Annotated in this window: 7 protein-coding genes; 2 read left to right on the top strand and 5 right to left on the bottom strand. The window is 59.8% G+C overall.

Translation table 11 applies throughout. From position 1 onward, the window contains the following. Nucleotides 1–50: 50 nt before the first annotated feature. The 4 genes from ACIQY3_RS04090 to sohB all read right to left on the bottom strand — a co-directional run bounded on the left by ACIQY3_RS04090 (nucleotide 51) and on the right by sohB (nucleotide 9,948). The gene (locus ACIQY3_RS04090) at nucleotides 51–3,800 is read right to left on the bottom strand and encodes a dermonecrotic toxin domain-containing protein (RefSeq protein ID WP_403017499.1); all 3,750 of its coding nucleotides are present in this window, start codon (nucleotides 3,798–3,800) and stop codon (nucleotides 51–53) included. Between the two features lie 48 nt (nucleotides 3,801–3,848). Continuing rightward, on the bottom strand, nucleotides 3,849–7,055 hold the full coding sequence (locus ACIQY3_RS04085; protein ID WP_403017497.1) for an NEL-type E3 ubiquitin ligase domain-containing protein: 3,207 nt from the start codon (nucleotides 7,053–7,055) through the stop codon (nucleotides 3,849–3,851). Between the two features lie 78 nt (nucleotides 7,056–7,133). Next, the gene (locus tag ACIQY3_RS04080; protein WP_403017656.1) at nucleotides 7,134–8,528 is read right to left on the bottom strand and encodes a dermonecrotic toxin domain-containing protein; all 1,395 of its coding nucleotides are present in this window, start codon (nucleotides 8,526–8,528) and stop codon (nucleotides 7,134–7,136) included. Between the two features lie 397 nt (nucleotides 8,529–8,925). Next, nucleotides 8,926–9,948 carry a protease SohB gene (sohB, locus tag ACIQY3_RS04075; protein WP_403017495.1) on the bottom strand — a complete coding sequence of 341 codons (1,023 nt, stop codon included), beginning with the start codon at nucleotides 9,946–9,948 and terminating at the stop codon, nucleotides 8,926–8,928. 207 nt (nucleotides 9,949–10,155) lie between these two features. On the opposite strand from sohB, the gene ACIQY3_RS04070 reads away from it, so the two are divergent. Beyond that, complete coding sequence (locus ACIQY3_RS04070; protein ID WP_054055118.1) at nucleotides 10,156–10,866, top strand: histidine phosphatase family protein; 711 nt, start codon at nucleotides 10,156–10,158, stop codon at nucleotides 10,864–10,866. Between the two features lie 92 nt (nucleotides 10,867–10,958). After that, a complete protein-coding gene (locus tag ACIQY3_RS04065) occupies nucleotides 10,959–11,273 on the top strand; it encodes an SCP2 sterol-binding domain-containing protein (RefSeq protein ID WP_019690779.1) in 315 nt (104 codons plus the stop codon). A gap of 80 nt (nucleotides 11,274–11,353) precedes the next feature. On the opposite strand, the gene ACIQY3_RS04060 is transcribed toward ACIQY3_RS04065, so the two are convergent. Beyond that, complete coding sequence (locus ACIQY3_RS04060) at nucleotides 11,354–11,950, bottom strand: hypothetical protein (RefSeq protein WP_403017492.1); 597 nt, start codon at nucleotides 11,948–11,950, stop codon at nucleotides 11,354–11,356. Nucleotides 11,951–12,172: the final 222 nt, after the last annotated feature.

Raw genomic sequence — 12,172 nt, 5'->3', positions numbered from 1 at the left:
GGCCCTGGCATTGCGCCGGGGCCCAAGGTTTTTTTTCGCCTGTCAGAAAGTTATTGGCCAGACGCCTGGTAAGTCGTGACGCGTTCTTCGAGCCCGATCAGCCCGGCAAATGGGTTGTTGGCGTTGATCGCCGGCCACCGCACCTCACGGAACAGATGCTGGCAAAGCGACGGTGACGCCTCCACCGCCTCGACCACCTGCCATACCCGTTGTTGCAAAGGCGCGTAATCCACCTGGAAATCCGCCGTGCGCCGCAGCACCTCCAGGGTTTCAAAAAACCGCGCGCTCCCCGCCTCCTCCACCAGCCGTTGCCAGCGCTGAGCCTGCAAGGCTGCTTGTTCCGGCGAGAGCCCGACCAGCCAGGCCTCGGGCCGGAGCACGTCCGCGTTCGGCAGTCCCATCCACACGTTGATACCGGTTTGCTGACGATGGGTCACGACCCAGCGCAGGGTGTCTTCATCGGATAGCGGGTTGCCCGTCAGCAGCAGATTATCCGTACTCACGGACTGCATCCTGACCGCTTCAGGAATCCGCGTGATCAGGTTGGCGCGCAGATCCAGACGTTGCAGATACGGGCGATCAAGCACACCCACCGGGCACAGGCTGATACCCGTGGCGCGCAGGTTCAAGCGCCGTAGAGCCGTCATCTGCAACACCACCGGCGGCACACCCAACGGGTTGTCGCTCAGGTCGAGTGCTTCCAGGCGGGTCAGTCCGCTCAGTTTGCCGGCGGTTTGCTCCGTCAGCATCAACCCGGTACCCTTGAGATTGAGGCGGGTGAGCTGCGTCAATTGGCTGATCGCCTCAGGCAGGCTCGCACGAAACCCGACGCCAGCCACCGCGATACGCAGGTCCGTGCTCCCCAGATCCAGCGTGCGCAGATTGGGCAGGCTCTCCAGAAACCCTGACAGGCTCTCGGTCTGTGTCAGCGTGAGATTCGAGGCCGACAGCATCACCACATCCGGCAACTTGACGTTCAGGCGCGGCAAGCAGTGCAGCTGTTCGAAGTCCAGATCCAGCTGAAAGCCCACGAACTGACCATCGAAATACACCTGACTGGCCGCATCGCCGCGCCGCTGCCACAGGGCTTCCAATTCGCTGGCCAGTTCAATTCGGGTGCGGCGTTCATACTCGATGGCCTCGTTGATGCGCTCGTCATTTTCTTCTTCAACCTCCTCGGGGCTCAGTCCCTGGGCGTCCTCATCACCCGCTTCGAGCAACTCGATGTCCATGTCTTCGGCATCGGCTTCGACCTGCTCGATCCAGTCCACTAGATCGACGCGCAGCTGCTGCAACTGATCAGTCAGGTTCGCCAGCTGCGCCTGGACACTGAGGCCCGCGTCATCAATCCATGCCTCCATCTCTTGCGCCGACATCTGCGGATAAATTTCCCGGACCTGTAATTTCACGATATTCCTGGACAGCACCTCACCTTGCGCAGTCGTCGGGAAACCGCCGCCCCACAGACCGAGGCTATCGAACGGCAGGCCCGCGTCCATTCGGCGCAACCCGAGTTCCAGTTCCGCCCGGGGTAACGCAGCCTCCCGCAGTTTTATCGTCAAGTCCTGCAAGGCGCTGTCCGGGCTCAACCCCAATGCCGCGCGTTGTTCAGCGGGTAGCGTCGCCAGCAGCGCGGTAGGGAAATCGACGGTCTGGCCCGTGACGGGAGGGTTGGCTTGATAGCGCGAACCTTGCTTGATCAGTTGCCGATATTGGCCGCCGCCCCGAGGGCCGATGCTGTCCAGCACTCGGGCATTCGCCGAAGCTCCGTCGATGATCTCGATGCGGGTCTGCGGTGACCATCCCGGCAGACGCCGCAGGGAATGCAGGGCCAGCACGTCGCTGTCGGCCTGCTCGACCGAACGCAAGTACAGGCCTTCATAGGCGCGGGTCAGCCGCACATGAAACGCATACTGCTGGGCCTTGGCGCTCAGCTGACTTGATACGCGTATGGCGTCAGCCGGGGTATGCGGTGCCGTGATGTCCACGCCAGAGCGGTCGAGTATCTGTTCGATGGCGTTTTTCGGCAGACCGGGATAACGCTGCTGAAACAGATTCACCCAGGCATGTTCCGAGTGTTGCAGCGCGGCGTAACGTTGCTTGAATAGCTCGGCTGCGTTTGATTCCTGCTGCACTTCCTGGTCAATGCGAAACCGCGCGAGGGTGTCCGCGACGATGGGTGTCGGCGGGCGAAGACCAGCCTGCATCCGGGCCAGCAGATCATCGTCGATATCGCAGACATGGCCAATCTGGCTCAACACTTCATCGCTGAAGGACTCGGTGCCTTCGGTGGCGATGGCGGGCATTGGTGCATCGATCACCTCCGGTTCGCGGAGCATGCCCGCCACCGCGTGCTCTTCGGTCCTCGCCACCACGCCGGCCATGGCTACCGGCAAGGCATTGAGCAAACCAAATACCGTGCGAGTGACCCCGGTCGAACGTTCATCCGCTGTCTGGCCATCCACCGCTTGCGCCAGTCCATAACCGGCATCGATCAACCCGGCCAGGGCCAGCAAGCCCTCGGCGCCGGGCACGAACAAGGCCAGCGGACCGAACTTTTCGACCCATTGCGCGACCGGTTCGACCACCGCGCTCAGGTTGTCCCGATTGACCTGGGCATCGTCACGAATGCTTTCGATGCTGGCCTGGGCCGCTTGCTTCATGCCCAGCACCCACTGGGCGAAAGGGTCAGTGGTTGCATCGGGTACTTGCAGATGAATGTAATCCGCCGCCGGCCAGTAACCATCGTTGTTGAAAAAGCCATGGCCCTTTTTCAACTGGTATTGGCGCGGGTACGTGGCCATGCCTTCCAGGGCCGTGAACACGCCGGCATGAAAGGTGCCGTCCTCTCGATCATCCTCGGCAAAATGTGCCGCCAACGCCTGGCGTTTGCTGGCATCGCGACCCATTTCGACTAACCATTCGCGCAAGGACTGGAGGTCGGCAAACTCGTGGAACGGTGAAGAGTTTCCCGGCACGTACAGCACAATCCGCCCACTGGCCCGGTCCTTGAAACTCCAGATATCGCGGGAGGTGTAGCGATAGATCACCAGGCGTGCCGCTTCGACTGACGGCGGAATCGGCGCTTGAGCCTGCATCTGCTCGACCGTCAGTTGCGCCCATGGTTGCCGAGGGTCAAGTCCGGCAGCGCGAAGTGCCAGGCTGAGCCCCGCCCCGCTCAAGCTGTTTTCCTGATGTTGAAGCCAGGCTGCCATGACAAAAGCGGTCTTGACCCCGGTGCGCAACGGATAGCCCCCCGGGGCCAGGATCGTCTTGTCTTCCGGCCAGGCATCGCGGACATAAGCGGCGTACAAATCCTTGAATTCGAGCTGCCATACCCACGCCTTGAACTCGGCCGGTTGCAAGGCCAATTGAGTGTCCGGACCGTAGCGTTGCGGCGTGGTTTGTCGATAGATGCCTTCGTAATCGCGAAAGCCGCCGCCAGGATTGATCGATTCGTCAATATCGACGATGCGCACCTGCGGCCCCACCACCGGCGGCGTGTAAAGGCCAAAAGCCGTCTCGCCAAACCGGCCGGCGCCCACGGTCTGGTAGTTGTTCAGCAGAACCTGAACCAGACTTTGCGAGGTCCGGGCCTTGCCCAAATGAGTGTCGCCAACGGCCGGGTAGCCGTAAAAATCGTAATTGAGGTCCACCAGCAGCGCCTCCGAGGGCGCTTCGCCCCAGCGTTGCCGGATCAGTTTTGCCGCGTATTGCGCGGCAGTCAGAGGCAGGACTGCCTCCAGCCCGAGGCTGGATATCGCCCCGGCAGTCTTGCCTGGTTGTTCGAAAGCGTTCATGTGCAATCCTTGCAGTGATCAGGTCCCGTGTGTTTGTTCGCGACGGTCTCAGCCCGCCGCCATGACCGGCAGCTCAAGTTCGGGATGGCGCGCCAGGGCTTGCGACGTCAACTGCCTGAACAGCGTCGTGCGTTGATTGGCGTAGTTGTTGACGATGCCATCCATGCTCTGATTGAACTGCTCCCGGGTGTAATGGTGTTGGCCATCGAGTCGGGCGAAGGCCGTCGCGGTGTTGATGACGAGCTCGTCAAATTGCTCGATATGGATACTTTCCAGGTATTCGGTCCAGAATTCCTGGGACGAGATCCAGTCCACCAACTGCGTCGAGTGCTCTGCCTCGACCACTTTGCTGTAGACCCAATCGAGGGTGGGCGGAATCACGTCGACACTCAGGCGATTGTTGATCTCCCGGGGCTGGGCGGGCAGGTTCAGGCGATCCGCCAGGCCCACTCGAAACGCCAGGCTGATTTCCATGGCCTGTTCGTCAGTCAACGGACCGGTGCTGCGGCGCGAGAGGATGTTGTTGAGGGCCAGCCGCTCGACTTCCTGCAACCGGAACAAACCACGCAACAGCAAGGCCAGTTGACCTTCCAGGGCGTTGACCCCGGTTCTGGCGGCGCTCATGGCCCGGTAACACAACACCCGGACGTGCAGGTCGCTGAACAACAGGGAAATCCCGTCGGCACTGCTGCGGCCGGTGCTGGCCATGCGAAACAGCACGCGCCTCAGGGCATCGTCTTCAGCCGCCGCCGAAACCACGTCCCAGACCCGCAGCCTCAACGAGCGATAGACCATCCGAAAATCAGCGGTATAGCGCAATCGCATCAACAGCGAAAAAAACGCCTGCCCGTCCGGATAGGCCAACAGCGAGCCCCACGTGATGCGTTTTTGTACGGCCTCCTGGCTGGCGATGCCTGTCAGCCATGTCGCGCTCATGCTCATGTCCGCCACGGCCTCAGCCAACCCTTGCCAATGCCCTGACAACACCAGCCCCAGGCTGATTTCAGCGGTGAGCTGGTAAGCCGCGACTCGCCGTTGCGTCTCGGGAGTCAAGGGATTCCCGCTGATATCAGTGCCCCGGTTCAACCGGCCAGAAGCCGCAAAGACGTCCTCGGGAATATGACTGATGCGGTTGTTACGCAGGTCCAGCACTTGCAATCCCGCCAACCCCGTGGAGCCCGCCGGCCACTCGTTGATGCCTGTGTTGCCTAGCTCCAGCCGCTCGAGCCGGGTCAGCCGCGCGACATTGGGGCTCAGGTTCAGGGTCGGGTTATTACTCAGGTTCAGGGTCTTGAGATCAGTCAATCCCCCCAGCACTTCGACTGTGGCGCTCGTCAGCCGAACCTGGTTTTCGCTCAGGTTCAGGGTTTCAAGCCGAGACATGTCACCGACGGCCAGGGCCACCCTTGTCAGCTCATTGCCGACCATGGACAAGTGGCGCAGCTGCTTGAAGTTGTACAAAAAACTGTTCAACCCGATGCTGGCACCGATGCGATCCATGACCAGACTGCCGACATGGCTGAAGTCGCCGGTAATGATCGGCAGATCCCCCACCTGCAACGGCGGTAACGTCAGCTCATAGAGCCTTCCGTCGAGAGTGAGCCGGCTGGGGGTTTCCTTGCGCCAGCAACGGATGATTTCCCGGGAGACCCTGGATTTGGCCAGCGTTGACACTTTGAGCCGCGGCCCGTCCGGCAGTTGGTACCAGGTATCGCGACGGATCCAGCCCTGCAACACCTCGACGATCTTCAGGTATTCGAGCCTGAGACTTTCCAGCTTCCTGGCGACCAGCACCTCGACCGAGCCCAACCCCGTCAGAAATAGATTGATCTGCTCCGGAGAATGGCTGGGATACAGCTCTTTGGCGCGATGGATCAATGCGGAAGACTTGACCGATGACGTCAGTGGTTCAGACAGGTGCACTTCGGGGGCCGCCCCCAGCAACGGATCGGCCAGGCGCATGGGTGACACATACCCCGCGCGGCGGAAGGCTATGCCCAACGTCTGACCGGCCATCCCGTGGCGCTCCAGTGCCAGCGCGGTGATCTTTTCCCTCAGCCTCAATGCGCCATCAGCTCCGGCCACGCCCAATGCTTCGCGACGGGACGGCGTCAGCCCTTCCCACAGGGCCTGGAAGTAATGTGCACGGGTGCGGCCCGGCAGATTGCTGCGCAGCGCGTAATTCTCGTCCAGTGCGTCATATCGATCAGGATGAGCGCTGATCAACACTTTCTGCGAGGCGTTTTCGGAGCCCAGGCTGGCGTACTCGTCGGTGTAGAACGACCACTCCAATACGCGAAGATAGATGTCACCTTTCCAGCCCGGCAGATTTTTCAGGGTGTTGAACACCAATCGGTCAGTGTCGATCCCGCCGGCCGCGTTCAGGTATAGCCCTTCGTAAGCACGACTGATGCGCACCACCTGTTGAAAACGCCGAGCCTCTTCGGCGAGCCGCAACGGGACGTTGCCCTCATCCAGTTGAGCCCATTCATTATCCTCGGCGTAATGCACCAATTCATCGAGCACGCTGATCGGCAGGTCGGGGAATTTGTTGCGCAAGGGGTTGGTGCGGCTTTCCTGGACAGGGCCATCCCGCCGGTAAATCCAGGTAAACAGTTCCAGGCGCTTGCGATCCGCGTGTTCCGCCAACACGTTCACCAGCGCCGCAATCTGTTCGGCGGGCACCTTGGTTGACGAGCCCAGCAGACTTTCCTTTTCCGTGGTGCCGAGGCCGGCCAGCAGGCTGGTGTAGAACTGTCCCGCCTTGACCTGCGCCTGGGTCAGACTGATGGTTTTCGCCGGTACCTTGGCATCAGGATGGGCGAATTCCTCAAGCGCATGACCTTCAACATCGACGACCTTGAGCCGCGTCTGTACGGGCCATTTCTTCAGCGTCACCACTAACCGCAACTGCAGATCGGCATCGGCCAGGGGTTCAGCGGTGGCACCCTGCATCTGCTCGATAAACTGGCTGACGGATTGGTCGGTGGCGAAACGTCGAACGGTATCGATCAACAACGCTGGCGGGTTCATGCGGTCAATCAGCGCCCGGCGCAAAATGCCTTCATCAACGGAACTGACCGCCAGGATCTGCAGCGCCCTGGCGTTCGGAATGTCCTCCTCCGAATAGCCCAGTCGCCGGAACAGTCGCAGCCGATCCCATTCCTGGGGCAACTCGGAATCGTGGCGCCAGGCCCCTGCGTCGTTGGTTTCGAGTCGCGGATGATAGGTTTCCCGGATCGCCGGCTTCTGCACCTCCCACACCCCGCTGTCCGCCCGCTGGCGAACGGCATAGACCTGTTTTTCGACGGTCAGGTAGGCCTGATCGTTAATTCAGCGCAGCCCTCGTTCATCGGGCTTGAGCCAGGCCGGCAGCGCCATGTCTTGGCGGTAAGGCACCAAGCTCGGCTTCCACAGGCGTTCCTCGTCGCCGGACAACCTGACCTGACGCAGACTTTCGACAAAGCTCGAACCCCTGACTTTCAGGAAAGTGGCTTTCACCGCCGCTCCGCCGGCGGCCAGCGCCGCCATGATGATGAGGTTCTCCAAGGTGTCGAAGAAATAATCCGTGGCTTGCTCCTGCTCCCCGGCAGCCCAACTCTCGACACCGTGGTACACCCCCAGCAACAGTTGGGCTGCGGCCACCGCCATCAAGACCTCGCCCACCACCGGAATGAATGAAGCCGCGAGCAACGCAATATCGAGCCCCAGCTCCTTGTAGCCTTCCAACCGGGCCACGCGGGTTTTCTCGTCTTCGTCGCCGGTCGGCACCACCAGTTGCCGCGCATCGGCCATCACCCGCACCACACGCTGACGATAAAGCTCGGCGAAAAAATCGCCGCTGACCCCGATCGCCGTGACCGGTATAAAAGCCGTATGGGAGGGCAGCATCCAGCCTGCTGTCGCCCCGAGCAGACGCAGCTTGAGCATCTCTTCAAAGCCAACCCGATCCGCAAGCGTCACCAGCCCCTTGGCAAAAGGCACGAAATCCTCGCTCCGCAATCGCGCACTCAAGTCGAGTTCAAATCGCCGGAAGGTCGAGTACTCCTTTAAAGGTTGGGTCGGGTCACCGGGTAAATACAGCACGCAAGGGTTATCAGAATACGCACCGTCACTGACGGCAACGAACAGCATGGCGCCGTGCAGTGCATGGTCCATCAACTCCAGGCGTTGGAAAGCGATGGTGTGCTGGTCGAGTTTGATCGGCGACTGGTTGCCCAGGAGTTGCCCGAGCATCTGAAAAACCTTGTCGCCAATGTGTTTCTGCATGAGCGCCGTGTGCCGATCAACGTCGAGTTGGCGCCGGGCGTGGGCCGAGCATTTTTTCTGCACCTCGCTGGTGCTGCCATAAGGCTGGAGAACACGGTCGAGGTGCGTTTGGTATTGCTTGCCCAGGTCCAGCGTGCGACACAGTTGCGCGAACTCGTGGGGCTGGATATCCAGTACTTTATTAGCTCTTCCGTTGATACGTTCCGGCTGATAGATCACGGATTTTTCATGATAATGACTGGACAGTGTTTCACTCTCTTCAAAGTTCTCACAGGCGGCAGCTAACAAGTCCCTGTCGATGGGCAGTATCAGTTTCTTATTAAGCCCCAGAAAACTTGAAGTGGAACGAACATGTTGGAAAACAATACCGGTTACATCCAGAGGCTCGCCCAACTTGTCGGACATGGCCTTGGCCAGTAACGGGGCGCAGAATTTTTCCGGGCTTTTCAACCCGGCCATCACCGTGATGGTTTCAGCCCGGGAGTAATGACTGGCGACGAGAGCAGCGTGCAGGGCTTTGCGCCTTTGGGGGGTGGCTTCCAATAGCCATGAAGGGAGTGCTTTACGCTTGAAGAAATCGAAGAAAACACCCTGTTCTTCAGGCGTCATGCCTTGGGGTGTTTTGTTAATGGGCGTTGAAGACATATCCGGCGATCCTTGCGACTGATAAGAGTCATCAGTCTATCGCCCGGCATTTCGATTAAAAGCGCGAATAGCCGATTAGAACTTGCGCGAACAAATCAACAACTCGAATTTAAACAATACATATATACCACCTGCCCTCTTTTTATTTATGCGGTAAAACCATCGCCCATAAAAAAGCCCGGCCACCGAAGTGGCCGGGCTCATATACGTGTTACCAGAAGCGTTGTTGGGTCAGGCGACTCCACCAGCTCAGCAATACGCGATCGATGGAACCGCTGGCGGCGAGGCCGACGCGTTCCTGCAGGCTTTTGCGTTCGGCGTAGTGCAGGTGGTACAGCTCGGCACCCTTGGCACGCTCGGAGAGGTATTCGTCACTGGTCTTGAGTTCGTCCACCAGTTGTTTGTCCAGCGCCGCCACACCAAGCCAGACTTCGCCGGTGGCCACTTCATTGATCGCCAGTTGCGGGCGATAGCGGGCGACGAAGTTCTTGAACAGCGCGTGGGTGATGTCCAGGTCTTCCTGGAATTTCTCGCGGCCCTTCTCGGTGTTTTCGCCAAACACGGTCAGGGTGCGTTTGTACTCGCCGGCGGTCAGCACTTCGAAGTCGATGTCATGCTTTTTCAGCAGGCGGTTGACGTTCGGCAACTGCGCCACCACGCCAATGGAACCGAGGATGGCGAACGGCGCGCTGATAATCTTCTCGCCGATGCACGCCATCATGTAGCCGCCGCTGGCGGCGACCTTGTCGATGCACACAGTCAGCGGCACGCCGGCGTCACGGATGCGCGCCAGTTGCGACGACGCCAGGCCATAGCTGTGGACCATGCCGCCGCCGCTTTCCAGGCGCAGGACCACTTCGTCCTTGGGCGTGGCGAGGGTCAGCAGCGCGGTGATCTCGTGGCGCAGGCTTTCAGTGGCCGACGCCTTGATGTCACCATCGAAATCCAGCACGAACACCCGGGCCTTGGCTTCGGGTTTCTTCTTCTGTTTCTTATCGGTTTTAGCCTGGGACTTGCGCAGGGCCTTGAGCTGATCCTTGTCGAGCAGGGATTGCTCCAGGCGTTCGCGCAGCCCTTTGTAGAAATCATTGAGTTTGCTGACCTGCAACTGACCGGCCGACTTGCGCCGACCTTTGCTGCGCAATGCCGCGAAACTGGCCAGGACCACCAGAATGGCGATCACCAGTGTCACGGTCTTGGCCAGGAAACTGGCGTACTCGGCAAAAAACTCCACACAGGACTCCTCTAATACTGATGCGCCGCTGAAACACTCGCGCGGGATGGCTCCAGCATACCCATGCCCCGCCTTTGGGGCCAGCCATGAAACCTTTGGCAACAGGCCTGTAACGGGCATTTCAAACAAGCGTATGTTTTTTCATTGACAGCTCACGGTCATCCTCATAACCTCGCCAAACCTTCAACGTACCGGGATGACGCGGACGTGGGCAGCATCTACTTGATTCGACATGGCCAGGCCTCCTTTGGTGCAGACGACTACGACGTCCTGTCGCCGACCGGTGTACGCCAGGCAGAAATCCTCGGCCAGCACCTGGCCGGGCTGGGTGTCAGCTTCGATCGCTGCCTGTCGGGAGACTTGCGCCGCCAGCAACATACGGCCAACAGCGCGCTGGAACAGTACGCCGCCGTGGGCCTGCCGGTGCCGACCCTGGAAATCGATTCCGCCTTCAACGAATTCGATGCCGACGCGGTGATCCGCGCCCTGCTCCCGGCCATGCTGGAAGACGAGCCGGAAGCCCTCGACATCCTGCGCAACGCTGCGCAAAACCGCGCCGAATTCCAGCGCATCTTCGCCCTGATCATCGAGCGCTGGCTGGCCGGCACCTACGACACGCCGGGGCTGGAAAGCTGGCTGGGCTTTGTCGAACGTGTTCAGGCCGGTCTGCATCGCATCCTGGAACAGGCCGACAACACTCAGAAAATCGCCGTGTTCACCTCCGGCGGCACCATCACCGCCCTGCTCCACCTCATTACGCAAATGCCTGCGCGGCAGGCCTTTGAGCTCAACTGGCAAATCGTCAACACCTCGCTCAACCAACTGAAGTTCCGTGGTCGCGAGGTGGCTCTGGCTTCCTTCAACAGTCATGCACACCTGCAACTGCTGAAGGCCCCGGAACTCATTACGTTTCGCTGAGTCCGGACTATTGTGACCCTGGCTGTAATCACCCAGCTGTATTACCCAGCTGTAATTCCCCAGCTCTTATTTAACCAAGAAAGGATCGAACCATGACCTCCGTAGCTGATGCCGTACAAGCAATGAAAGCCAAGTTCAACCCAGCCGCCGCTGCCGGTCTGGACCTGGTATTCGGTTTCCGCATCGACGACACCAAGAACTTCTCGCTGATCGTCAAAGACAGCACCTGCGAGCTGAAAGAAGGCGAAAACCCGGACGCCCAGGTCACTCTGGTGATGGACGGCGAAACCCTGGAAGGCATCGTTGACGGTTCGACCGACGGCATGCAAGCGTTCATGGGCGGCAAACTGCGCGCTGAAGGCGACATGATGCTGGCGATGAAACTGTCCGAGCTGTTCCCTTCGTAAGATGACGGCTCCCTGCTTCGGGGAGCCTCTCTGGTAGCACACGAATCCAGCCACTTTGGCGGGATTCGTCGTTTCTGGCCTCAACGCGTTCCGGCGTCATCCATTTCTTCGAAGATCGTGGTGTGTTCTTCTTCCAGCGCATCGACGCTGTTGACCTCGGTCACGTCATCGTCAAAGTGCAGTTCCCCTTCATCGCCTTCGAGCCTGAGGCTGATGACAAACCGGCGATAACTCACTTGCAGATACAGGTTGTAAAGATCCGCCGGCTTATCCGGGGCCAGGAAAACGCTGGACTCGTAACGCACGCGCCGGGTCAGCACCGGCCATGTATCCCAGATGAGTTGAGTATTCACTTCGGGCTGAACATCTTTCAGCGCCTCAAGGGCTTCCTGAACCAGGAATACGTTGTCCTTGGCCTTGAAAACAAACGGCTCGCGGCGCGTCATGATGTAGGGATTGATCCCGCCGTCGAGTTCCTGCGTCACGTACATGCCACTTCGAAACCATTTCGTGGCATCGAACCTCGGCCCGACAGGGCCGGTCGCGCGCGAGGTCATCATCACCGTGTCGGGAACAGGGGGGCTGTTGCTCTGCCCGGCATACAGGTAAGTCCCGGCCAGACCGACGGCGATCAGCGCCGCGATCAAGATACCTTTCGGCTGACTGAGTTTAATCATCGTCTACATCCTTGTTTGGCGGGCGGGGAATCTAACCGATCTGCCGGGCAGTTAAAACAGGCCGCCCAGGGTTTTGCGGTCTATATTCCTTCTGGCCGCATGCGTCAGACATCGGCTGTTCTTTGATGCGCCACCGAGCGGAGAACATTGCCATGAGCCCACCTGACGACCACGACGGATTCAACCGCCGTCGTGTACTGCAAGGCCTTTCGGCAGGCGCCG

The organism is Pseudomonas sp. NPDC096950 (genome assembly GCF_044762525.1).
Classification (GTDB): domain Bacteria; phylum Pseudomonadota; class Gammaproteobacteria; order Pseudomonadales; family Pseudomonadaceae; genus Aquipseudomonas.
This window is presented reverse-complemented; position numbering and strand designations above follow the sequence as displayed.